General features: G+C 71.5%; 19 protein-coding genes. 8 read left to right on the top strand and 11 right to left on the bottom strand.

Annotated features, from left to right (window positions below):
- Window positions 1–9: 9 nt before the first annotated feature.
- From EAD98_RS28015 to EAD98_RS28000, 4 genes are all read left to right on the top strand, one after another.
- Window positions 10–1,014, top strand: coding sequence for a diacylglycerol kinase family protein (locus EAD98_RS28015; protein WP_121656999.1), 1,005 nt, complete (start codon window positions 10–12; stop codon window positions 1,012–1,014).
- Window positions 1,007–2,008 (top strand): YihY/virulence factor BrkB family protein, encoded by a 1,002-nt coding sequence (locus EAD98_RS28010; protein WP_121656957.1) that lies wholly within the window; start codon window positions 1,007–1,009, stop codon window positions 2,006–2,008. Before EAD98_RS28015 ends, EAD98_RS28010 begins: the two co-directional genes overlap by 8 nt.
- Window positions 2,009–2,087: 79 nt before the next feature.
- Window positions 2,088–3,578 (top strand): phosphatase PAP2 family protein, encoded by a 1,491-nt coding sequence (locus EAD98_RS28005; protein ID WP_121656956.1) that lies wholly within the window; start codon window positions 2,088–2,090, stop codon window positions 3,576–3,578.
- Between the two features lie 8 nt (window positions 3,579–3,586).
- Window positions 3,587–4,396 carry an endonuclease/exonuclease/phosphatase family protein gene (locus EAD98_RS28000; protein WP_121656955.1) on the top strand — a complete coding sequence of 270 codons (810 nt, stop codon included), beginning with the start codon at window positions 3,587–3,589 and terminating at the stop codon, window positions 4,394–4,396.
- Between the two features lie 171 nt (window positions 4,397–4,567).
- On the opposite strand, the gene EAD98_RS27995 is transcribed toward EAD98_RS28000, so the two are convergent.
- Window positions 4,568–5,413 carry an alpha/beta fold hydrolase gene (locus EAD98_RS27995; protein WP_121656954.1) on the bottom strand — a complete coding sequence of 282 codons (846 nt, stop codon included), beginning with the start codon at window positions 5,411–5,413 and terminating at the stop codon, window positions 4,568–4,570.
- Entirely contained in the window at window positions 5,410–6,372 is a 963-nt protein-coding gene (locus tag EAD98_RS27990; RefSeq protein ID WP_121656953.1) for a TIGR03557 family F420-dependent LLM class oxidoreductase, read from the bottom strand. The genes EAD98_RS27995 and EAD98_RS27990 overlap by 4 nt, the downstream gene beginning before the upstream one ends.
- 380 nt (window positions 6,373–6,752) lie before the next feature.
- Here EAD98_RS27990 and EAD98_RS27985 point away from each other — a divergent pair, with 380 nt between their 5' ends.
- Window positions 6,753–8,114, top strand: coding sequence for a cellulase family glycosylhydrolase (locus tag EAD98_RS27985; protein WP_121656952.1), 1,362 nt, complete (start codon window positions 6,753–6,755; stop codon window positions 8,112–8,114).
- A 53-nt stretch (window positions 8,115–8,167) separates the two neighbouring features.
- Here the strand turns inward: EAD98_RS27985 and EAD98_RS27980 are convergent, their stop codons facing one another.
- The 7 genes from EAD98_RS27980 to EAD98_RS27950 all read right to left on the bottom strand — a co-directional run bounded on the left by EAD98_RS27980 (window position 8,168) and on the right by EAD98_RS27950 (window position 15,866).
- A complete protein-coding gene (locus EAD98_RS27980; RefSeq protein WP_121656951.1) occupies window positions 8,168–8,488 on the bottom strand; it encodes a multidrug efflux SMR transporter in 321 nt (106 codons plus the stop codon).
- A 214-nt stretch (window positions 8,489–8,702) separates the two neighbouring features.
- Window positions 8,703–9,989 (bottom strand): RNA polymerase sigma factor, encoded by a 1,287-nt coding sequence (locus tag EAD98_RS27975; RefSeq protein WP_199723588.1) that lies wholly within the window; start codon window positions 9,987–9,989, stop codon window positions 8,703–8,705.
- A gap of 24 nt (window positions 9,990–10,013) precedes the next feature.
- Entirely contained in the window at window positions 10,014–10,415 is a 402-nt protein-coding gene (locus EAD98_RS27970) for a YciI family protein (protein WP_121656949.1), read from the bottom strand.
- 104 nt (window positions 10,416–10,519) lie between these two features.
- Window positions 10,520–12,655 (bottom strand): alpha-galactosidase, encoded by a 2,136-nt coding sequence (locus EAD98_RS27965; protein WP_121656948.1) that lies wholly within the window; start codon window positions 12,653–12,655, stop codon window positions 10,520–10,522.
- Window positions 12,652–13,563 (bottom strand): carbohydrate ABC transporter permease, encoded by a 912-nt coding sequence (locus EAD98_RS27960; RefSeq protein ID WP_121656947.1) that lies wholly within the window; start codon window positions 13,561–13,563, stop codon window positions 12,652–12,654. The genes EAD98_RS27965 and EAD98_RS27960 overlap by 4 nt, the downstream gene beginning before the upstream one ends.
- Window positions 13,560–14,516, bottom strand: a complete 957-nt coding sequence (locus EAD98_RS27955) for a carbohydrate ABC transporter permease (RefSeq protein WP_121656946.1) — start codon at window positions 14,514–14,516, stop codon at window positions 13,560–13,562. The genes EAD98_RS27960 and EAD98_RS27955 overlap by 4 nt, the downstream gene beginning before the upstream one ends.
- A 21-nt stretch (window positions 14,517–14,537) precedes the next feature.
- A complete protein-coding gene (locus tag EAD98_RS27950) occupies window positions 14,538–15,866 on the bottom strand; it encodes an ABC transporter substrate-binding protein (protein WP_121656945.1) in 1,329 nt (442 codons plus the stop codon).
- A 284-nt stretch (window positions 15,867–16,150) separates the two neighbouring features.
- Between EAD98_RS27950 and EAD98_RS27945 the strand changes: the two genes are divergently transcribed.
- The 3 genes from EAD98_RS27945 to EAD98_RS27935 all read left to right on the top strand — a co-directional run bounded on the left by EAD98_RS27945 (window position 16,151) and on the right by EAD98_RS27935 (window position 20,139).
- Window positions 16,151–18,154, top strand: a complete 2,004-nt coding sequence (locus EAD98_RS27945) for a beta-galactosidase (protein ID WP_121656944.1) — start codon at window positions 16,151–16,153, stop codon at window positions 18,152–18,154.
- Between the two features lie 36 nt (window positions 18,155–18,190).
- Window positions 18,191–18,967 carry a DeoR/GlpR family DNA-binding transcription regulator gene (locus EAD98_RS27940; RefSeq protein ID WP_121656943.1) on the top strand — a complete coding sequence of 259 codons (777 nt, stop codon included), beginning with the start codon at window positions 18,191–18,193 and terminating at the stop codon, window positions 18,965–18,967.
- 209 nt (window positions 18,968–19,176) lie between these two features.
- The gene (locus EAD98_RS27935) at window positions 19,177–20,139 is read left to right on the top strand and encodes a sporulation protein (protein ID WP_121656942.1); all 963 of its coding nucleotides are present in this window, start codon (window positions 19,177–19,179) and stop codon (window positions 20,137–20,139) included.
- 72 nt (window positions 20,140–20,211) lie between these two features.
- Here EAD98_RS27935 and EAD98_RS27930 read toward each other — a convergent pair whose 3' ends face one another.
- Both EAD98_RS27930 and EAD98_RS27920 read right to left on the bottom strand, forming a co-directional pair.
- Entirely contained in the window at window positions 20,212–20,589 is a 378-nt protein-coding gene (locus tag EAD98_RS27930; RefSeq protein WP_121656941.1) for a hypothetical protein, read from the bottom strand.
- Between the two features lie 188 nt (window positions 20,590–20,777).
- A complete protein-coding gene (locus tag EAD98_RS27920) occupies window positions 20,778–22,820 on the bottom strand; it encodes a glycerophosphodiester phosphodiesterase family protein (protein ID WP_121656940.1) in 2,043 nt (680 codons plus the stop codon).
- Between the last annotated feature and the right edge of the window lie 111 nt (window positions 22,821–22,931).

Here is a 22,931-nt window from a genome sequence, read left to right as displayed (position 1 = left end):
ACTGGCGCCGTGGATCCTGGACAGGACAGGCGACCCTCGGGCGGCGACGGCGGGCTGCGCTCCGCCGTGGTGGTCAACCCGGTGAAGGTCGCCGATCTCGACGACCTGCGCCGCACCGTGAACGACGCCCTGACCGCCGCCGGCTGGCCCGAGCCGCAGTGGTACGAGACCACCGTCGACGACCCCGGCCGGGGCCAGACCGAGCAGGCCGTCAAGGCCGGCGTCGACCTGGTCTTCGCCTGCGGCGGCGACGGCACCGTGATGTCCTGCGTCAGTGCTCTGGTCGGCACGGACGTGGCGTTGGCCGTGCTGCCCCAGGGCACCGGCAACCTGCTCGCCGCCAACCTGGGTCTCTCCACCGACCTGGCGGCCGGGCTCCAGGTCGCCGTCGATCGCGGCCGGCGGCTGCTCGATGTCGGCGCCGTCGAGGACCGGTACTTCACCGTGATGGCCGGCATGGGCTTCGACGCCCAGATGCTCGCCGCCACCTCCGAGACCACCAAGGCCCGCATCGGCTGGCCGGCGTACGTGGTGGGCGCCGCACGGCACCTGCGGGACCGGCCGATGCGGGTGCAGATCCGCATCGACGACCGGCCGCCGGTACGCCGTCGGGCCCGCTCGGTGCTGATCGCCAACGTCGGCCGGCTCCAAGGCGGCGTACGGCTGCTCACCGAGGCCGAGCCGGACGACGGCTGGCTCGACGTCGCCGTGCTCACCCCGCGAAACCTGCGGCACTGGCTCGCGCTCGGCTGGGCGGTGATCCGGCGCAACGGCCGGGTGCCGCAGATGGAGGTGTTCCGGGGCCGTCGCGTCGTGGTCACCAGCAACCGGGCCCAGCCCCGGGAGCTGGACGGCGACCTCATCGCTCCCAGCCGGCAGCTGCGGGCCGAGGTCCGGCCCCAGGCGCTCTGGCTCTGCGTGCCACAGCCCGAGGAAGCCCCCGACCTGGCCGTCGACGCGCAGAGCGCCGGGGAGCGAGGCGAGCAGCTGATCGAGGAAGCGCGCCGTGAGTAGCACCCGGATCGTGCCGGAGACCCGGCTGATGGCCGACGACGAGCTGTCCGCCGACGACGCCTGGCACACCCTGCGCCGCCAGGGCGGCTGGCACCTGCTGCGGGACGCCTTCATCCGGTTCCGCTACGGCGACGGGTTCAGCCACTCCCGGGCCTTCGCGCTGCAACTCTGCCTGGCCGTGGTGCCGTTCCTGATCGCCCTCACCGGCCTGATCAGCGAGCTGGGCGTCGAGGAGGGTGGCCGGGTGGTCGCCGACACCGTGCTGGCGCTGACCCCCGGCCAGAGCGAGCAGATGGTGGCCGAGCTGCTCGGCGAGGGCGAACGCGTCGAGGACGCCGGCGAGTTGGCGCTCACCCTCGGTCTGCTCACCGGGTTGGTCGCGCTGACCACCACGATGGCCCAGATCGAACGGGGCGCCAACCGGATCTACGGCGTGGAGCGGGACCGCCCGGCGCTGTGGAAGTACGTCCGCGCCGCCGTGCTGGCGGTCACCGCCGGCCTGCCCGCGCTCGCCGGCTTCCTGATCCTGGTCGGCGGCGGCGCGGTGGGCGACTCGGTGCGCGAGCACTACGAGTGGGGCGACGTCGCCGGGAGCATCTGGACCGTGGTCCGCTTCCCGCTGAGCCTCGCGCTGACCGTGCTCGCCGTGGCGGTGCTGTTCCGGCACGCGCCGCGCCGCAGGCAACCCGGCCTGTCCTGGCTGCTCTTCGGCGCCGGCATCGCGACCGCGCTGTGGTGGCTGGCCAGCCTGCTGCTCGCCGCGTACGTGCGGTTCAGCGACGGCTTCGGGCAGACCTACGGCGCGCTGACCGGGATGATGGCGTTGCTGCTCTGGGCCAACCTCACCGGCATGGCGCTCTTCGGTGGGCTGGCCTTCGCCGCCCAGCTGGAGGCGCTGCGCATCGGCGTGCGGGAGCCGGCCCAACCGGATCTGTGGGAGCCCGAGGCCGACCGCGTCGAGCTCCACGACACCGGGGACATGACGGCCCTCTGACCGACCCCGCCGGCCACCCGCGTGTACGCGCGGCGCCGATCGGGTAAAGCGCCTCGCCAGTAGACAAGGGAGGTGCGGGGTGACCGCGGTCAAAGAGGTGGCGCGGCGTCCGATCGGGCATTTCGCCGAGCGGAGCATCGCCGGTCTGGCGGCCGTCACCGGCGCCGGGGTGGCGTTCGGGCTGCTGTTGTTGCTCGTCCGGGTGCGGTGGAGCCCGTTGCAGGACGCCGACCACGCCGTCGCCGAGTGGTTCAACGGTCTCGTCGCCCCGCACCACGCGCTGGTCACGGTGCTCCAGGCGGTGACCGACCTGGGCGGCCGGCCGATCCTCATCTGGCTGGTCACCATCGCCGTGGTCGGACTGCTGATCCGGCGGCAGCCACGGCTGGCCGTCTATCTGATCATCACCGGGGTGGGCGGCCTGATCCTCGACCCGTCCCTGAAGACGCTGGTCGGTCGGCTCCGCCCGGTGGTGGACGTGCCGATCGCCAGCGCGCCGGGCAACAGCTTCCCGAGCGGGCACGCGCTCGGCTCGTTCGTCGCGTACGGGGCGTTGCTGCTGGTGTTCCTGCCGGCGATGGCGCCACGCTGGCGTAAGCCGGCGATCGCCGGGGTCGCCGTGCTGGTGGCGCTGGTCGGGCTGACCCGGATCGCGCTCGGCGTGCACTTCGTCTCCGACGTGCTGGCCGGCTGGCTGCTCGGCGCCGCCTGGTTGGGCGTCACCGCGTACGCGTTCCGGCTGTGGCGGCGCGAGCGGGGCCGCCCGGTGCCGCCGCTGACCGAGGGCCTGGAACCGGAGGCCGGGCACGACATCGCCCCCGCCCCCGACGAGGAGCACCTGCTGGCCCACCCCCGTTCGGCGGTGGCCGAGCTGCTGGTCGGCTGGGTGCTGGTCTTCGGTGCGCTGTACGCCTTCGGCATGTACGTCAGCTACCACGCCAAGGGCACCTTCTTCGACACCCTCGACACGGAGGTGCCGCGCTGGTTCGCCGAGCGGCACACCGAGGTGCTGACCGACGTGAGCTGGTGGTGGAGCAAGTTCGGCGACACGCACGCCATCCTGCTGATCTCGCTGGTGTTCTGCCCGCTGGTGCTGGCGGTGTGGCGACGGTGGCGGCCGGTGCTCTTCGTGGCGCTGGCGATGGTCGGCGAGCTGACCCTCTTCCTCGCCTCCGCCCGGGCGGTCGACCGGCCGCGCCCGCCGGTGGAGAACCTGGACGGTCCGATGCCCACCTCCTCCTTCCCGTCCGGGCACATCGCGGCGACCATCTGCGTCTGGCTGGCGATCACCGTCATCGTGCTGCCGCGTACCGACCGCTGGTGGCGCTGGGTCTTCGTGGCGCTGGCGGTGATCATGCCGGTGGGGGTGGCGACCTCCCGGATGTACCGGGGGATGCACCACCCGACCGACTTCATGGGCGCGATCCTGCTCTCCGCGCTCTGGATCGGGCTGCTCTACCTGGTCGTCCGGCCGAACGCCGACCTGAAGGAAGGCAATCAGCCGGCCATCGAGTCGGAGGACGTGGATACCCTCGACGACGAGCTGGCCCGGGCCGGCCGGGCCGACTGAGAGCCGCCGTGCTGCGAGTGATGACCTGGAACATCCGCACCGGCGGCCGGGACCGGGGCGGCCCCGACCGGCTGAGCCAGGTGGTCCGGGTCATCACCGCGCAGGCGCCGGACGTGCTGGCCCTTCAGGAGCTGCGCGGCTTCGACCGCGGTGGACTCATGGCCGAGGTCGCGGATCGGGTGGGGATGACGCCGCACCTGGCCCGGTCCTGCTTCGGGCAGCCGGTGGCGGTGCTGGTCCGGCCGCCGCTGCGGGTCGACACCGCGGGGGCGCTGCGTCGGCCGTTCCACCACGCCGCCGCCCGTGTCGTGGTGGCCACCTCGGCCGGCCCGCTGACCGTGCTCGGCACCCACCTCCATCCGTACTCCGGGGGGCGGCGTCGGATGGAGGTCGACTGGCTGGCAGCCGCGGTGCGACGCGCCCAGGGCCCGCTGATGCTGGTCACCGGTGACCTCAACTCGCTCGACCCGACCGTCGACCACACCGCGCGCCTGGCCGGGATGCCCGCCCTCTACCGGCGGCGCCACCTGCGCCGGGGCAGCGACAGCGTGGACACCCGTGCGGTCGCCCGGCTGCTGGCCGCCGGCCTGGTCGACCTCTGGCTCGCCTGCGCCGCCGGCGCGCCGGAGGGCGACGGCCTCACCGTGCCCACCCGGTTCGGTGGGGCGGAGTTCGCGGGGATGCGGCTGGACTATCTGTTCGGCACTCCAGCGGTGGCCGAGCGGACCCGTTCCGTCCGGGTGGTCCGCGACGGGGGCGCCGAGACCGCCTCCGACCACTACCCGGTCGTCGCCGAGCTGGACCTCGACCCGGCCTGAGCCGGGCCCGTGCGCCCTCCGACCGGGGCGCACGGGCGGGCGGGGTCAGAGGACCAGGTTGAGCAGGACGGTCAGCACGACCGAGGCCACGATCGAGAAGAGAATCATCAGGAGGCAGCCGAGGCCACCGCCGAGCGGGCGGATCTCCGTGTTGCCGAAGCGCATGGGGTTTCACCTGTCCAGGAGTGCGGAAGTGGGAGCGGTAGCGAGGAGATGGCGAACGGCGTCGGCGACCGCCGCCGGGGCGGTGGTGGCGACGTTGTGGGCGGCGCCGGGCACGGCCACCGGGCGGGCGTCGGGGACCAGCCGGGCCACCTGGTCCCGCCAGGCCGCCGGCACCACCGGGTCCCGTCCGCCGGTGACCACCAGCGTGGGCGCGGCGACCCGGACCAGGTCCGCCTCGATGGCGTTGCGGACCGAGTGCGACAGGGTCGCGACCACCCGCCAGGGCCGGGCGTCCCAGACGTCGCGGGCCAGGATCGGCGCCTGCAACGGCGCCTCGCGCAGGGTGTCCACCAGCCACCGGCCGAACTGACCTCGCCGGGACCGGGCGTCCGGGTCGCTGGTCGGCCCGGCCAGGACCACCGCGCGGACCAGGTCCGGGTGCGCCGCGGCGAGCGCGGCCACGACCTCGGCGCCGAACGAGTGCCCGAGCAGGCAGACCGGCGGCAGTCGGTACGCGGCCAGCCAGGCGGCCAGGTGGTCGGCGTGCTCGCGCACGTCGTACGCGCCCCGGGGGTGCTCGGTCAGTCCGAAGCCGGGCAGGTCCGGCACGTACACCGGATGGGTGGCGGCGAGCGCGACGGCCAGCGGGGTGAGATAGCGGTGCGAGACCGCCAGGCCGTGCACCAGCACGACCGGTGGCGCTCCGGTCCCGGGATCGGTGCCGCGCCGGGTGTGCGTCCGCAGCCCGTCGACCGTCCGCCACTCGCTGGTGAGCCCGCCGGCCGGCCGGGGCGCGGCCAGCGCGAGCCGCAACTCGCCCAGGCTGAACCGCCCGGCGGGAGTGAGCCTCACAGTGAGCGCAGGCGCGGCAGCAACTGCTCCTGCGCCCAGTCGAGGAACATCGGCTGGGTCTCCCCGCCGACCTGAACGAACGCCACGTGGGTGAAGCCGGCGTCGACGAACTTCCGGAACGCCTCGACGTGCGCGTCCACGTCCGGCCCGCAGGGGATGCCCTCGGCGACGTCCTCCTCGCGGACGAACTGGGTGGCGGCGGCGAAGGAGTCCGGGCCGGGCAGCTCCGCGTTGACCTTCCAACCCAGCCCGAACCAGCGGAACTGGTCGTGCACGATCTTGCGGCACTCGGCCTCGTCCGGGCCGTAGCAGATGGCCACCTGCCCGTAGCGCGGCTGGCCGGCGCCGCCTGCGTCGTCGTACATCTCGATGATGTGCCGGTCGGGCTCGGTGGCGATGATGCCGTTGGCGTACTCGGCGGCCAGGGTGGCGGACTGTCGGCCGGAGGCGGCGACGGCCATCGGCACCGGCTGGTCCGGCCGGTCCCAGACGTAGGCGTCGGGCACGTCGAAGTGGTTGCCGGAGAACGTCAGCGACTCGCCGTTGAGCAGCGGCCGGATGATCTGGAGGGCCTCCTCGAACATCTCGTGCCGCTGCTGCACGTGCGGCCAACCGCCGACCACGTGTTCGTTGAGGTTCTCGCCGGCGCCGAGGCCGAGGGTGAACCGGCCGTCCGAGAGCGCTCCGATGGTGCTGGCCTTCTGCGCGACCACGGCGGGGTGGTAGCGGCGGATCGGGCAGGTCACGAAGGACATCAGCTCGGCCCGGGAGGTGGCGTGGGCGACCGCGCCGAGCACCGACCAGGCGTACGGGGAGTGGCCCTGGGCGTCCAGCCAGGGGTAGTAGTGATCGGAGATCACCAGCTGGTCGAAGCCCGCCGCCTCGGCCCGTACCGCATGGTCGACCAGCTGCTTCGGACCGGCCTGCTCGCACATCAGGGTGTAGCCGACGCTGACCATTCTGGTTTCCCCTTCCCGCCGACGGATCGTCCCGGGATACCCAGGTCAGCAGCCGTCAACCCTCGCGTCCGGTTCGAGCGGATGACGCTTGACGGATGACCGCGACCTGCCTACCGTCGCTCTTAACCGGTTAAGAGCGACGGTGTGGCGCACATCCTGTGGTGGGGATGACCGCCCCGTGACGGCCCGCGTCCGCGTGGGCCGTCACGGCTGTCCGCCACCCGCGACCCGGTCACTGAACCGGTTGCGCCCATCGATCCATCGCCCTACGCTGATGCGTGCGCCGCCGGGATCCGGGCGGCGGCTGTCGGGCTGCAGCCGCCTTCCCCCTGTCACGTCCCACCCCTGTCGGGCATCGGGGGTCCTCCCTGAGGAAGGCCATGAAGACTCGACTCTCCGCCGCCGGCGCGGCGCTGCTCACGCTGCTCGTCGCCGTGCTGGCGTTCGGCCAACCGGCGCAGGCCGCGGCCGGTTTCACCGTCGCGGGCGGCAAGCTGTACGACGCCAACGGCACCGAATTCATCATGCGCGGGGTCAACCACGCGCACACCTGGTATCCACAGCAGACCAGCTCGTTCGCCGACGTGAAGGCGCTCGGCGCGAACACCGTCCGGGTCGTGCTCTCCAGCGGCGACCGGTGGACCCGCAACACCAACGCCGACGTCGCCAACGTCATCTCGCTGTGCAAGGCCAACCGGCTGATCTGTGTGCTGGAGGTGCACGACACCACCGGCTACGGCGAGCAGAGCGGGGCGATCACCCTCGCCCGGGCCGTCGACTACTGGCTCAGTCTCGCCGACGTCCTCGCCGGCCAGGAGAAGTACGTCATCGTCAACATCGGCAACGAGCCGTACGGCAACCAGAACTACGCCTCCTGGGCCACCGACAACGCCAACGCGATCGGCCGGCTGCGCGCCGGCGGTCTGACCCACACGATCATGGTGGACGCGCCGAACTGGGGGCAGGACTGGTCGTTCACCATGCGCGACAACGCCGCCTCGGTCTTCGCCGCCGACCCGGCCCGCAACACCGTCTTCTCCATCCACATGTACGGGGTCTTCGACACCGCCGCGGAGATCACCGACTACCTGGGTCGCTTCCGGGCGGCCGGCCTGCCCATCGTGGTCGGTGAGTTCGGCTTCAACCACTCCGACGGCGACCCGGACGAGGACACCATCCTCGCCTACAGCCAGGCAAACGGAATCGGCTGGCTGGGCTGGTCGTGGAGCGGCAACGGCGGCGGCGTGGAATATCTCGACCTGGCCACCGCCTTCAACCCGGCCAACCTGACCAGTTGGGGTCAACGGCTCTTCAACGGCGCCAACGGCATCCGGCAGACCGCCCGGGAGGCCAGCGTCTTCGGCGGCACTCCGCCGCCCACCACACCGCCGCCGACCACGCCACCGCCGACGACTCCGCCGCCCACCACGCCTCCGCCCGCCGGTGGCTGCACGGCGACGTACACGGTCACCAACCAGTGGCAGGGCGGCTTCCAGGGCGAGGTACGGGTGACCGCCGGCGCCACCGCGATCACCGGGTGGACCGTCCGGTGGACCTTCGCCAACGGCCAGAGCGTCAGCCAGTCCTGGAACGTGACGCTGACCAGCAGCGGCGCCGCGGTGACCGCGCGCAACGTGGACTACAACGGCCGGCTGGCCGCCGGTGCCAGCACCAGCTTCGGCTTCATCGGCGGCTGGAACGGCAGCAACGCCAGGCCGGCGGTGAGCTGCGCCGCGAGCTGACCGAGAGGCAGGTGGCCGGGCCCGCACCGGGCTCGGCCACGTGCCGGTCGTGGTCAGTGCTCGCCGGCCAGGTTCACGATGACCACCCCCGTGATGATCAGCGCGATGCCGGCGAGCTTGGCCAACCCGACCGGCTCATCGAGGAAAACCGCGCCGATCGCCACGATGGTCGCGGTGCCCAGGCCGGACCAGAGGGCGTACGCGACACCCACCGGGATCTCCTTCACGGCCTGGGCCAGCAGGATGAACGCCAGCAGGTAACCGCCGAGGCAGGCCACCGTCGGCCCCAGCCGGGTGAACCCGGCGGTGGTCTTGAGCAGACTGGTCGCCAGCACCTCGGCGGCGATGGCGATCCCCAGCAGCACGTACGCCATGCGGTCCTCAGTCCTTAGCGCTCGTGGGTCGTCGATGGTCAGGCTAGCGCCGCCCTTTCGCGGGATCTCGCGGTCCGCGACGGGTGCGAGCCCTCGCGCCGGTCCCGGTCCGAAGTGGCTCCCGGATCGAGCTCCCCAGCAACCGTTTCCGATCCCGATCCTCAGTCGAGCTTCGCAGCAACCGTTCCGACCCCGGTCCGGACCGGTAGCGCCGTCAGCCTTCGCCCCGCTGGGCACGGCCAGGTGCCGATGTCGAGGCGGCGGTCGGGCCGGGTTCGGCGGCGAGCCGCGCCGCCCGCATCATGAGGTAACGCTGCTCGGGCAGGCTGCTCGTCCGCCCGGCGGCGGCCCGGTAGTCGGCGATCGCCCGGGCCCGGTCGCCGGCCATCTCGTGCAGGTGCGCGCGGGCGGCGGGAAGCCGGTGGTGCCCGGCCAACTGCGGGTCGTCGGCCAGCGCGTCGAGAGCGGCCAGACCGGCTGCCGGCCCGTGCACCATGGCGGTCGCCACGGCCCGGTTGAGCGCCACCACCGGGCTGCCGGCGAGCTGGTCCAGCACCCCGTAGAGCGCCAGGACCTGTGGCCAGTCGGTCGCTTCGGCGCTCGGCGCCTCGTCGTGCAGCGCCGCGATGGCGGCCTGTACCTGGTACGGGCCGACCGGCCCGCGCGGCAGCGCCTGGGTGATCAGCGCGACGCCCTCGGCGATCGCCGCCGCGTCCCAGCGGGCGCGGTCCTGGTCGGTCAGCGGGATCAGCTCACCGGACGGCCCTGTCCGCGCCGGGCTGCGCGCCTCGGTGAGCAGCATCAACGCCAACAGGCCGGCCGACTCGCTGTCGCCGGGCAGCAGCATGTGCAGCGCACGGGTCAGCCGAATCGCCTCCACGGCCAGGTCGACCCGGCGCAGGTCCGGGCCGGCGGTGCTCGTGTGCCCCTCCGTGAAGATCAGGTAGAGCACCTGCCGCACGGCGGCCAGCCGGTCGGCCCGCTCCGCGGGCTCCGGCATCCGGAACGGCAGTCCGGAGGAGCGGATGCGCTGCTTGGCCCGGCTGATCCGTTGGGCCATGGTCGCCTCGGGCACGAGGAACGCGCGGGCGATCTCGGCGGTGCTCAGCCCACCGACGGCGCGCAGGGTCAGCGCGACGGCCGACGCGGACGTGAGCGCCGGGTGGCAGCAGAGGAAGAGCGTGACCAGGGTGTCGTCCCGTTCGGCGGTCAGCTCCTCGTCCGCCGGGGGTGCGTGTTGCCGGTCGTCCGGGTCCCGGCGGGCGACCAGGTCCTCGCGGCGTCGCCGCGCCTGCTCGCCGCGGACCAGCTCGATCATCCGGCGGTAGCCGACCTGGATCAGCCAGCCGCGCGGGTTCGCCGGCAGCCCGTCCGCCGGCCACTGGGTGGCGGCGGCCAACAGGGCCTCCTGCACCGCGTCCTCGGCGGTGGCGAAGTCACCGAACCGGCGGGCGAGCACACCGAGGACCTGCGGCGCCAACTCGCGCAGCAGGTCCTCGATGCGGGGATCGGTGGTGGTCAGCCCTCACAGCTCCTCAGGTGGGGCGGACATGACCGGGTGCACCTCGATCGGCATGTTCAGCGGCCGCCCACCGGGGCCGGGCGCGGTGGAGATGTACGCGGCCAGCTCCACCGCCCGCTGCGGGGTGTCGCAGTCGACGATCCAGAAGCCGGCGAGGAACTCCTTCGTCTCGGCGAACGGCCCCTCGGTGACCACCGGCGCCCCGCCCTCGCCGGCGCGGACGATCCGCGCCTGCTGCGGGCCGCCGAGGCCCTGCCCGTCGACCCACTCGCCGGCGGCGGCGAGCTTCGCGTTGACCTCGCCCATGAACGCGATGTGTGCCTGGACCTCCGCGGGGGTCCACGTGTCGATGGACGGGAAGTCGGTCCCGGCGGCGCTGAACTGCATCAGCAGCATGTACTTCATGGTTTCGCTCCTCACGCCTGCGCACCATCTTCGGTGCTCTCACCCTGAGGTAGAAGCACGCGACACCGTTCTCGACACCCCGGCCGAAGATTTCCCGAATCATTTCAGCCGGCGGCGGTGACCTCCAGGACCAGGCTCTGCTCCGGGTGCAGCGCGGGCAGCTGCACCCCGACCCGAGCCAGCGCCGCCCCGCTGAGCGTGACGCCGCCGGCGAGCCAGGCCGGCGCGGCCCGGTCGATCGTCGCCGGGGCCGGCGCGTCCGACACCGGTCGCACCCGGTAACGCCGCTCCGGGTCGAGGCCGGGCAGCCGGAGGGCGCCCGGGGACTGCGCCACCGAGGTGGCCAGCCGGGCCACCGCGTACACCGCTCCGGTGCGGTCGTGGTCGACCACGCCGTGCGCCCAGACGGCGGGGTCCGGATGGTCGACCCGGACCACCCGGCCGGCGTGCAGCAGCGGGCGCAGCCGCTTGTGCAGCGCGACCCAGGCGGCCAGCTCGGTCTGCTCGGCGGCGCTGATCGACGCGATGTCCCACTCGATGCCGTGGTGGCCGAAGAGCGCGGTGGCCGCCCGGAAGCCGAGGTCGTGCACCCGGTTGGTGGTGTGCGAGCGTTCCGGGCCGATGTGCGTGCCGACCAGCTCCGGTGGCAGCAGCAACCCGGTCCACCGCTGGATGCTGAGCCGTTCCAGGGCGTCGTTGCAGTCGCTGGCCCACACCCGGTCGGTGCGCGCGAGGATGCCCAGGTCCACCCGGGCGCCGCCGGACGCGCAGCTCTCGATCTCCACCCGGGGGTGGCGGCGGCGCAGCTCGTCGAGGAGCCGGTAGACCGCCAGGGTCTGCCCGTGCACTCCGGGGCGGCCGTGGTGCCCGGCCTCGGTGAGGTCCCGGTTGTGGTCCCACTTGAGGTAGCTGATGCCGGGATGCTCGGTGAGCAGGTTGTCGAGCCGGTCCAGCAGGTAGTCGTACGCCTCCGGCCGGCCCAGGTCGAGCACCTGCTGGTTGCGCCAGAGCGCCGGCAGCCGGCCCGGCACGGCCAGCAACCAGTCGGCGTGCGCACGGAACAGGTCGGAGTCGGGGTTGACCATCTCCGGCTCCACCCAGAGGCCGAACTCCAGACCCCGGCCGGTCACGTGGTCGATCAACGGTTGCAGGCCGTCCGGCCAGACGCCCTCGTCGACGAACCAGTCGCCGAGCCCGGCGGTGTCGTCGCGCCGGCCGCGGAACCAGCCGTCGTCGAGCACGAACCGCTCGACGCCGATCTGCGCGGCCCGGTCGGCCAGCGCCCGTAGCCGGTCCAGGTCGTGGTCGAAGTAGACCGCTTCCCACACGTTCAGGGTCACCGGGCGCGGGGAGCGTGGGTGACCGGGCCGGGCCCGCAGGTGGGTGTGCAGCACGTCGCTGAGCCCGTCCAGCCCGTCGTCGGACCAGACCGCGTAGAGCAGGGGAGTGGCGTACGACTCGCCGGGGCCGAGCCGGACCTCTCCGGGGGCGAGCAGCTCGCCGCCGCCGAGGGTCGACTCGCCGGTGGGCCGGCGCTCGGCGAAGGTGACGTGGTCGCCGCTCCAGGCGGTGTGCACCGCCCAGACCTCGCCGTGGCCGAAGCCGAAACCGGCGGTGCCGGCCACAAGCAGCAGGGTGGCGTCGTGCCCGGTGCGTCCGTGCCGGCCTTCGCGCACCCAGCTGCCCTGCTGCCACGAGTGCCGCTGCGGGGACCGTTCCCGGCACCACCGGCCGGTCAGGTCGAGCAGTTCGGTGGCGACCGCCGGGACCGGCAGGACGGGAGTCAGCTCCCGCAGCTCGTACGCGTCGTCGCCGTCGTTGCGCAGCCGGTGGCGCAGCAGCAGCAACCCGGTCGGGTCCACCTCGATCTCGATGGTCAGGGAGAGCTGTGCGGCCGGGTCGCTGGCCCGCACGGTCACCCGCGCCGAGCCCTCGTCGGCGGGGGCGTCGACGTCGAGGCCGTCCAGGCGGAACGCGGTGGACCAGCCGGCGCCGTCGCGGTGCCCGGCCAGCCCCGGCCGGCCGCTCCAGCCGGCGCTCGGCTCCGGCAGCAGGGAGAGCACGGTGGGCTCGTCGAAGCTGCTGGGTACCACCGGCGGCACGGTCGCGTCGACGAGCTGGCGCAGGCCGTCGTCGAGGTCGCCGATGTCGCCGCCCCAGTGCGCGACCCGGGGCAGCCCCGGGCCGCGCGCGTCGAGCACCAGGCTGGTCCGCGCGCGGCGCAGGTGCAGGATGGTCATCCTTTGGAGGCTCCCAAGGTCAGGCCCCGGACGAAGTGCCGCTGGAGCATAAAGAAGATCACCAGGGTGGGGATCGCGACGAGCACGCTGCCCGCCGAGACCAGGTTGTTGTCGGTGAAGAACTCGCCGCGCAGGTTGTTGAGCGAGCTGGTCACCGGGAACTTGTCGCCGGTGCGCATGAGGACGGTGGCCCAGAAGAACTCGTTGTAGATCCAGGTCACCTCCAGGGTCGCCAGCGCGGCCAGGGCCGGCCGGCACAGTGGCATGGTGACCTGCCAGTACTGCCGCCAGATGCTTGCCCCGTCGACCATCGCCGCCTCGTACAGGTCGCGGGGCAGCGCCTTCATGTAGTTGCTGAGCACGAAGACGCAGAACCCGCACTGGAAGGCCACGTTGATCAGGATCAGCCCCCAGTAGCTGTCGTAGAGCAGCTCCGAGTCGCTCATGAACTCCGGCAACGGCACCTCGGTGAACAGCCGGAACAGCGGGATCAGCAGCGCCTGCTGGGGCAGCAGGTTGGCCGCGGTGAAGATGCCGAGCAGCACCAGGTTGAGCTTCCAGCTGAACCGGGCGATGACGAACGCCACGCAGGAGGCGAGGAAGAGCGTGAGCAGCACCGCCGGCACTGTGATGTACACCGAGTTGAGGAAGTGCTTGCCGAACTCGGCGGTCTGCCAGGCGGTGACGTAGTTGTCGACGGTCCAGCCGCCGAACGAGACGTAGCCGTTGGCGGCGGTGTACTCGTAGGAACGCAGCGACGTGAGCACCGCCCAGGCGATCGGGAAGAGCCAGGTCAGCGCGACGGCGAGAAGGAAGCCGTGCAGGAGCAGCCGAGCCGGGGTCAGCTTGCGGCGGGACGGGGCCTCGACCCCGTCTTCGGTACGCCGGGTCGCGGTCGCGGTGCTCATCGCCGGTTCTCCCTCATCACGGTCGCCAGGTAGATGGTGATGAAGACCAGCGAGACGACCAGCATGATGGTTGCCAGCGCCGAGCCGAACCCGATCCGGCTCGCCTCACCCACCACGTTCTGGGTGACCAGCGCGGAGATCAGCTCCAACCCGTTGCGGCCCTTGTTGACCACCCAGACCAGGTCGAACGCGCGCAGCGACTCGATCACCGTCACCACCAGCACGATGATGTTGATCGGCCGCATGACCGGGAACACCACCCGGAAGAACGCCCGGCTCTCCGAGGCGCCGTCGACCGCGGCGGCTTCCCGCAGCGACGGGTCGACGCCCTTCAGCCCGGCCAGGTAGAGCAGCATGATGTAGCCGACGTGCCGCCAGCCGGAGGCGACCATGACCGCCCAGATGTTGACGTTCGAGTCGCCGTACCAGTCGACGTTGCTGCCGAACACGGCGTTGATCAGACCCTGATCGCGGGAGTACAGCAGCTGCCAGACGAAGCCGATCAGCGCCAGCGAGAGCACCACCGGCAGGTAGAGAGCGGTCTGGTAGAAGCGGCTGCCGCGCAACTCCTTGTCGAGCAGGACGGCCAGGAACATGCCGAACGGGCTGGCCACCAGGAACAGCGCCGCCAGCCAGAGCAGGTTGTGCTGGACCGCCGGCACGAACGGCGGGTAGATGTTCACCACGTCGCTGTAGTTGCGCGCGCCGACGAACTCGATCTCGTTCAGTGGGCCGATGCCGTCCCAGTTGGTGCCGGAGAGCAGCACTGTGGCCACCGCCGGCATCCAGACGAAACCCGTGACGAGCAGCAGCGGGACGAGCACCATCAGCGTGATGACCACGCGGTCGGTGCGGGACAGGAGCCGTAGCCGCCGGCGACGACCACCCGTGGAGGTGGTCGCGGCCGGCGGCGGCACGGCGCGATCCGTTTGGATCAGGGGCAGGTCGGACACGATGTCCTCCCCCTTCCGCCGTCAGTCGGTGAAGATCGACTTCTTCTGGTTCTCGATGCTCGAGGTGAGCCCGCCGATGTCCTTGGGGTTCTTGATGAACTGCTGGAGCGCCGGGATGATCACCGTGGAGGCGAAGTCCGGCCGGGTGTCCCGGTCGAGGAACTGGGCGATCTCGGTGGCCGATCCGACCAGCTCGGCCGCCTTCTTCTGCAGGGCGGTGTAGCCGCTGACGTCCGCGCCGCTGTTGGCGACCAGGGTGGCCGGGTCGTTCTTGACGGTGATGTCCGCGGCGGCCTTGCCGCCGAAGTACTCCAGCAGCTTCCGGGCGCTGTCCTCGTTCTTGGGCTTGCGGGCCATCATGTAGCCGTCGATCGGGGCGTCCAGGGCCTTGGCGCCGATCGCCGGGTCGATCTCCGGGAAGGTGAAGAAGTCGAGGTCGCTCTGCTCCTCGTTGCTGAACTGCTGGCCGACGAAGAGACCGAGCAGGTACATGCCGCTCTTCTTCTGCTGCAGCGACTGCGCCGCCTCCTGCCAGGTACGGCCGAGGCTGTCCGGCTGGTGCAGGGGGAGCAGGCCGGCCCAGGTATCGAAGACCTTCTTGACCTTGTCCGAGGTCCAGGATTCCTTGCCGGCCATCAGGTCGACGTGGAACTGGTAGCCGTTGATCCGGAGGTTGAGGATGTCGAAGGTGCCCATCGCCGGCCAGCCGTCCTTGTCGGCGAAGGCGATCGGGGTCAGCCCGTCCTTCTTCATCTGCGCGGCGAGGGCGGTCAGATCGTCGAGGGTCTTGGGCTGCTGGTAGCCGTGCTGCTGCCAGACCGACTTGCGGTAGAAGACCGCCCAGGGGTAGTACGTCGCCGGGACGAAGTACTGCTTGCCGTCGTCCCCGGTGGACGCCTTCTTGAAGGCGTCGGAGTAGCCCGAGAGCTTGCCCCACACGTCGCTGATGTCGCTGGCCAGTCCCTTTTCGGCGAAGAAGCGCATCCGGTAGCCGGCGAACCAGGTGAACACGTCGTCCGGCTTGCCCTGCAGGTAGTTGTTGATGTTCTCCTGGAACGTGTTGTGGTCGACCGTGTTCACCGCGACCTGGACGCCGGACGAGGTCTTGAACCCGTCGACGACCTTGGCGACCACGTCCTTCGGCTTCGGGTCGGACTGGTTCGACCCGAGCGACACCTCCTTGGAGTCGGACCCGCCGGAGTTGGAGTCGCCGCAGCCGGCGAGCAGGCCGGTGCCGAGCAGCGCGCCCGTGCCGGCGGCGCCGGCCAGCAGCGAGCGTCGGTTGATGCCGGCTACGGAGGGCGGTACGAGCCGAGCCAGGTATTCGGCTTGGGATCGGGGACGGGACATCTGTGCCTCCTACGGATGAAGAGGTGCTACGCCCAAGGGTCGTCAGGGGTGGTGAAGGCAGATCCGGCGTCGTGATCACACATCGGGATCCCCCGAGAATCCACATTGGCGAACACGAACGGCCATTGGGGCCTCAAGCTACCCGTCCCGAGAGCGCTGTCAAGAGGGCAGTTCGCCGCCGATAATCCAGTCGTGACACGGCCGTTACGCGGTAAACGTTGGAAAAGAAATCGATGTTGGAACCTGTTGACTTGCGCGGTCCGCCGGGTGCACCCTCAGCTCTCATGCGGCGATGGCAGGGTGACGGCATCTATTTCGGCGGCGACTACAACCCCGAGCAGTGGCCCGAGCAGACCTGGTCGGAAGACGTCGAGCTGATGCGTCGGGCCGGGGTCAACCTGGTCTCCGTCGGCATCTTCTCCTGGGCCCTGCTGGAGCCCGCTCCGGGCCGGTTCGAGTTCGGCTGGCTGGACCGGGTGCTGGACCTGTTGCACGACGGCGGCGTCCAGGTCGACCTGGCCACCGCCACCGCCAGCCCGCCGCCGTGGCTCGCCCGCGCGCACCCCGAGACGCTGCCCCGCCGAGCCGACGGCGCGATCCTGTGGCCGGGCGGGCGGCAGGCGTACTGCCCCAGCTCCCCGGTGTTCCGCGAGCGGTCGCTGAAGCTGGTCCGAGCGGTCGCCGGCCGGTACGCCGAGCACCCGGCGGTGGTGATGTGGCACGTCTCCAACGAGCTGGGCTGCCACAACGTGCACTGCTACTGCGACGTCAGCGCCGAGGCGTTCCGTGGCTGGCTGCGCGAGCGCTACGGCGACCTGGACCGGCTCAACGACGCCTGGGGCACGGCGTTCTGGAGCCAGCGCTACGGCGACTGGGCCGAGATCAACCCGCCGCGCACCGCGCCGACCTTCGCCAACCCCAGCCAGCAGCTGGACTTCCTGCGCTTCTCCTCCGACGAGCAGCGGGCCCAGCTGCGGGCCGAGCGCGAGCTGTTGAAGACGCTGGTCCGACAGCCGGTCACCACCAACTTCATGATCGGCACCGGCATCAAGCACATGGACTACCACTCCTGGGCCGACGACGTGGACCTGGTCTCCAACGACCACTACCTCACCGCCGCCGACCCGCGGGCGCACCTCGGGCTGGCGCTCTCCGCCGACCACACCCGCGGCGTCGCCGGTGGCGACCCGTGGCTGCTGATGGAGCACTCCACCAGCGCGGTGAATTGGCAGCCGCGCAACGTGGCGAAGCTGCCGGGCCAGCTGCGCCGCAACAGCCTGGCGCACGTCGCCCGCGGCGCCGACGGGGTGCTGTTCTTCCAGTGGCGGGCCTCCCGGGCCGGCGCCGAGAAGTTCCACTCCGCGCTGGTGCCGCACACCGGGCCGGACACCAAGGTGTTCCGGGAGGTCTGCCAGCTGGGCGCGGACCTCAGGGCGCTCGCCGAGGTACGCGGCAGCCGGGTCGACGCCGAGGTGGCCATCCTGTTCGACTGGGAGGCGTGGTGGGGTGTCGAGCTGGACTCGCGCCCCAGTGTGGACGTCCGCTACGCCGACCGGCTGACCGCCCTGTACGGCGCGCTGTGGCGGGCCGGCGTGACCGCCGACATCGTCCACCCGTCCGCCGACCTCAGCGGCTACCGGCTGGTCCTGGCACCCACCCTCTACCTGGTCCGCGATGCTGACGTCGACGCGCTGCGCCGGTTCGTCGAGGCCGGTGGCACCGCGGCGATCACCTACTTCAGCGGCATCGTGGACGAGAATGACCACATCCGGCTGGGCGGCTACCCGGGCGCGTTCCGGGAGCTGCTCGGCGTACGGACCGAGGAGTTCTTCCCGTTACGCGAGGGCGAGCAGGTGCGGCTGGACGACGACAGCACGGCCGACGTGTGGACCGAGTGGCTGCATCCGGAGGGCGCCGAGGTGCTCGCCGCGTACACCGATGGGCCGTTGCCCGGCGTGCCGGCGCTGACCCGGCACCCGGTCGGCGCGGGCGCCGCCTGGTACGTCGGCACCCGGCTGGACGAGCCGGCCACCGACCGGCTGGTCGCCCGGCTGGTCGACGAGGCGGGTGTCCGCCCGGCGGCGCAGGCGCCGACCGGGGTGGAGGTGGTCCGGCGCCGCGACGGCGAGCGAAGCTGGCTGTTCGCGATCAACCACACTGAGAGCGAGGTACGGCTCGCGGTGACCGGCACCGAGCTGTTGACCGGTACGGAGTGTGCCGGTGAGCTGACAGTGCCGGCCGGCGAGGTGGCCGTGGTCCGGGAGGACCGGGGCGACCGACCGGCCTGACCCGGTGACAGTCACGGCGCGAAGGAGGTTCCCCAGGTGCTCGCCCAGCAGCGGCAGACCGCCATTCTCGATCTGATCCGCCAGCGTGGCGGCGTACGGGTGAGCCAGCTCGTCAGCCGGTTCGGGGTGTCCGACATGACGATCCGGCGCGACCTGGAGGTGCTGGCCGAACGCGGCCTGGTGGACAAGGTGCACGGCGGCGCGACGCTGGCCGGGCCGGGGTCGGCCGAGGAGCCCGGCTTCGCCGCGAAGTCGATCCGCCAGCAGGCGGAGAAGCGGGCCATCGCCGAGCGGGCGGCGACCATGGTGGAGCCGGGGATGGCCATCGCGCTCTCCGCCGGCACCACCACCGCCGCGCTGGCCACGCTGCTCTCCGACGTACGAGGGCTGACCGTGGTGACCAACTCGATCCCGGTGGCCGACGCGCTCTACCAGAATCCGCGCGCCGACCAGACGGTGGTGCTGACCGGCGGCATCCGTACCCCGTCGGACGCGCTGACCGGGCCGGTCGCCGAGGTGGCGATCAGCGCGCTCAACGTCGACCTGCTCTTTCTGGGCGTGCACGGGCTCAGCCCACGGACCGGCTTCACCACACCCAACCTGCTGGAGGCGGGGGTCAACCGCTGCCTGATCGGCGCCGCCCGCCGGCTCGTGGTGCTCGCCGACCACACCAAGTGGGAGACCATCGGCATCGCCACCATCGCCCCGCTGGAGGCGGCCGACGTGCTGATCACGGATCTCGGCTTGTCGGCGGAGGCGCGTACCGCGATCGGCGAGCAGGTCGGCGAGCTGGTCGTCGTCCAGGCCGACTGACGGCGGGCCACCGCAGCTCAGCCGCGGGGTCCTTCGATGTTGATCAAGAGGTTTGCGTCACCGGGATCGCGTTTCCTGACGCAGACCTCTTGATCAACGGGGTGGGGGCGGGGCACTTCACAGCCACCTCACAGGGCTGCTGGATAAGGTGCCTTCGAGTCAACGTCCGACTCCATCCTGGAGCGGTCGGCTGTCGCACAGGAGTTCCGATGGTCTTCAAGAAGATGTTGAGCGCGTTCGGTGTCGGCGGTCCCAGCGTGGACACCGTGCTGACCAACCCCAACACCCGGCCTGGCCTGACCCTCGACGGGCAGGTCAACCTCGTCGGCGGTGACAGCCCGGCGGCCATCGAGCAGGTGGTGATCGGCCTGGTCACGCGGGTCGAGGTCGAGGGACACGACACCGAGTACGCGGGCACCATGGAGTTCCACCGGATGGCCGTGAGCGGCCCGCTCCAGCTCGCGCCGAAGCAGGAACTGTCGCTGCCGTTCCAGCTGCCGGTGCCGTGGGAGACCCCGATCACCGACGTGTACGGCCAGCGCCTGCACGGCATGACGATGGGCCTGCGTACCGAGCTGGCGATCGCCCGTGCGGTCGACAAGAGCGACCTGGACCAGGTGGCGGTGCACCCGCTGCCGGTGCACGAGCGGATCCTGGAGGCGTTCCAGCGGCTCGGCTTCCGGTTCAAGCACGCCGACCTGGAGCGCGGCCACATCCGGGGCGTCCAGCAGACGCTGCCGTTCTACCAGGAGATCGAGTTCTTCGCCTCGCCGCAGTACGCCAGCACCATCCGCGAGGTCGAGCTGACCTTCGTGACCAGCCAGCGCGGCGTGGACGTGATTCTGGAGTGCGACAAGCGCGGCGGCTTCCTCAGCGCCGGCCACGACGCCTTCGGCCGGTACCAGGTGTCGCACGCCGACGCCGACCGGGTCGACTGGGCGCAGGTGGTTGACGGGTGGCTCCGGGAGACCACCTCCCGCTACGGCAGCCTGCGCTCCCAGGGCGGGTTCGGGCCGGGTCACGGGCACGGCCACGGCCGGGGGCACGGGATGGGCGGCATGGTGGCCGGAGCGGCGCTCGGCGTGGCCGGCGGCATGATCGCCGGCGAGATGATCGAGGACGCCTTCGAGGGTGACTTCGGCGGCGACTTCGGTGGCGACTTCGGCGAGTAGTCGCCCAGCGCGACAGTGGCCTCCGGGAGGTTCTCCCGGAGGCCACTGTTCGATGTGGAGCCGCGTACCCGGTCAGTGCCGGGCCTTGCGCTCCTCACCGCTGCGGTGATTGCTGCCGGCCTTGGCCAGGCCTCGGCTACCGAGGTAGCCCAGCGTCAGCAGGGTGATCAGGAACCAGGCGTTGTCGGCGCGGAAGATGTCCACCCCAGCCGAGTTCTTCCCGACGACCTGCGAAGCGCCCAGTACGGCGGCCACCGCGATCAGGTAGATCCAGAACTCGGTGGTCTTGAATGCCTGCTTGGTCTCCGTACCGGGTGCCTGCATGTCGTTGCGACGCCCGTCCTGCATGACCGGCATCTGCCGAGTCTGCGTGTTCTGCATCGACGCCGGGTTCTGCACGTCCGAGGCCGGCCGGTTCGTCGGCCGGGTGGAAGCAGCCTGCGTGCTCATCTGGTCCTCCTCAGGATGCGATGAGTCGTACCTGCATTCCCTCGCCCCGCTACCGCGTTTCGGCCACGGCACGGTTCGTGTTCACGGCGGGGACAACCCCCGACTACCCGCGGCCCCCGAGCAGGTAACACCGACCGCCGGCCGGAAATCCGGCCGGCGGTCGGGTGGTCAGCGCAGATCAGGGCAGGTCAGCGCAGGCCGTTGCGGATCGCGACGGTCACCAACAGGTCCGGATCGTCGGTGATCATCCCGTCGACACCCAGGTCGATGACCCGCTGCATCACCTGCGCGTCGTCGACGGTGTACGGGATCACCTTCAGGCCGTTCCGCGTCTGGAGGGTCCGGACGTCCGGTCCGTGGAAGTATGCCGGGTTCTCCCGCAGGTACCAGTCGGGCGAGGTGACAGTGCCCTGGTGCTGGTCGTGCACCTGCCAGTTCGCCGACACCGTGCCGGCGCCCGCGGCCCGGGTCAGTTTGCCCAGGTCCTGGTACTTCCACCAGTCCAGCCCACCGGTCCACGGGCTCTTGACCGACGGGTCGCCGTACACGGCCTCGAGGGAGCACTCGTCGGCGAGGGTGGCGCACTCGGCCGGGCCGTACTGCCAGACCAGGCCGACCGTGCCGATCCGGCGGTCGAGCTGCCGGGCGTAGGTGATGGTGCGCCAGTCGAACGACTGGATGGTGGCCCGGTCGGTGAACCCGGCCCGCTGGATCGCCCCCACCAGCTTGCGGGTGAAGCTGCGGTACGGCTCGGTGTCGTTCACCACCGGGCTGATCTTCGTCTCGATGTTCATTCCGATGTCGCTGCGGCCACTCGCCTTCACCAGGGCGAAGACCTCGTCCAGCGTGGGAATCCGGGCGCCCGGCGCGGGCACCTGCGCGGGCAGCTCGGGCAGCGTCTTCGTGCCGCAGTCCACGGCCTTGAGCTGCGCCAGGGTCAGCTCGTGCACCGGCTTGCCCACGTACGGGAACTGCCGGTCGCCGGGGCGCACCGGGGCGGTGTCGATGCAGTGCGAGCCGTTGACCGTGCGGTCGTGCAGCACCACGAGCGTGCCGTCGGCGGTCACGCCGGTGTCCAGTTCGAGGGTGGAGATGGCCCTGTTGGCCAGGGCGTTCGCGAAGGCCGGCAGGGTGTTCTCCGGGCGGGTGGCCCGACCGCCGCGGTGCGCCTGGATGTCGAACGGCGCCGCGTACGCCTTCGGCAGCCGGTAACCGCGCTGCGTCAGCAGGCCGCGCAGCCGGTCCGGGTAGTCGGTGATGATGCCGTCCACGCCGTCGTCGATGAGCTTGTTCATGGTCGGCAGGTCGTCGACCGTCCACGGGATCACCTTGATCCCGTACCGGTGCGCCCGGGCCACCATCTCCCTGGTGACGTACGGCTTGTAGCCGGGCTCGGTGACCGTGCCGTTCTGGGGGGAGCCGTGCACCGGGGAGAACGCACTGGCGCCGAAGGTGCGGATCGCCCGGATCGGGTCGCCGCCGAAGTCGTCGATGTCCAGCCCGCCGAGCCACGGCGAGGCGCCCGGCTGGCCGGTCTGGAGGAAGTCGTAGTTGGTCAGGGCGACCAGGGGGAGCTTCGGCTCGACCTGGCGCATCCGCATCAGCGCGCCCCAGTCGAAGCTCTGGATGGTGACCTGCTTCAGCAGGCCGGCGGCGCGGACCTCGGCGGCCGTGACCCGGACGAACTGCTCGCGGGGCGCGGTCTCGGTCGGCGCGCCGCCCTCCACCTTGGTCTCGACGTTGAGCTTCACGTCCTTCGCCTGGTACCTGTTGACCAGCGCGAACACCTCCCGCAGCAGTGGCATCCGGGCACCCGGCACGGCGAGCTGACCGGGCTTGTCCGGCAGCGTCTTCGAACCGCAGTCGAGGCTGCGTACCTGAGCGACGGTCAGCGTGTTGACGTACTTCCCGACGTACGGGAACTCCGGGTCGCCGGGCGTCACCGGGGCGGTGTCGACGCACTTGGCGCCGGTGACCTTCCGGTCGTGGGTGACCACGGCCTGGCCGTCCTCGGTGATCTGCACGTCCAGTTCGAGGGTGCTCACCCCGAGCTGGAGGGCGTTGCCGAAGGACGCGAGGGTGTTCTCCACCCGCAACCCGAGACCGCCGCGGTGGGCCTGCACGTCGAATGTCCGGTCCGGCCGCGGCTTCGCCTGTGCGGGCACGGCGATCCCGGTCGTCACCGTCGCGGCCACCAGGGCCGCGATGGCGGTACGGCGTACTCTGCGCACGCTGTCATCCCTTCCTGCCGGCGGGCGTCTCCCACCGGTCGCCGGACAGCATGGACACCGGGGACGGCCGGCAGGCGGCCGGCGGACGGCGCGACGGTGAACCGGTGGGGA

Source organism: Micromonospora sp. CV4, assembly GCF_003667455.1.
Taxonomy (GTDB): domain Bacteria; phylum Actinomycetota; class Actinomycetes; order Mycobacteriales; family Micromonosporaceae; genus Micromonospora.
Note: the sequence above shows the minus strand (reverse complement) of the source record. Positions and strands in the feature narration are given on the sequence as shown.

Bases quoted from the DNA above. Each gene is read 5' to 3' on its own strand.
- EAD98_RS27990 (WP_121656953.1), bottom strand. From the start codon at position 6,372: ATGGTCAGCGTCGGCTACACCCTGATGTGCGAGCAGGCCGGTCCGAAG.
- EAD98_RS27985 (WP_121656952.1), top strand. From the start codon at position 6,753: ATGAAGACTCGACTCTCCGCCGCCGGCGCGGCGCTGCTCACGCTGCTC.
- EAD98_RS27980 (WP_121656951.1), bottom strand. From the start codon at position 8,488: ATGGCGTACGTGCTGCTGGGGATCGCCATCGCCGCCGAGGTGCTGGCG.
- EAD98_RS27970 (WP_121656949.1), bottom strand. From the start codon at position 10,415: ATGAAGTACATGCTGCTGATGCAGTTCAGCGCCGCCGGGACCGACTTC.
- EAD98_RS27965 (WP_121656948.1), bottom strand. From the start codon at position 12,655: ATGACCATCCTGCACCTGCGCCGCGCGCGGACCAGCCTGGTGCTCGAC.
- EAD98_RS27960 (WP_121656947.1), bottom strand. From the start codon at position 13,563: ATGAGCACCGCGACCGCGACCCGGCGTACCGAAGACGGGGTCGAGGCC.
- EAD98_RS27950 (WP_121656945.1), bottom strand. From the start codon at position 15,866: ATGTCCCGTCCCCGATCCCAAGCCGAATACCTGGCTCGGCTCGTACCG.
- EAD98_RS27945 (WP_121656944.1), top strand. From the start codon at position 16,151: ATGCGGCGATGGCAGGGTGACGGCATCTATTTCGGCGGCGACTACAAC.
- EAD98_RS27935 (WP_121656942.1), top strand. From the start codon at position 19,177: ATGGTCTTCAAGAAGATGTTGAGCGCGTTCGGTGTCGGCGGTCCCAGC.
- EAD98_RS27930 (WP_121656941.1), bottom strand. From the start codon at position 20,589: ATGAGCACGCAGGCTGCTTCCACCCGGCCGACGAACCGGCCGGCCTCG.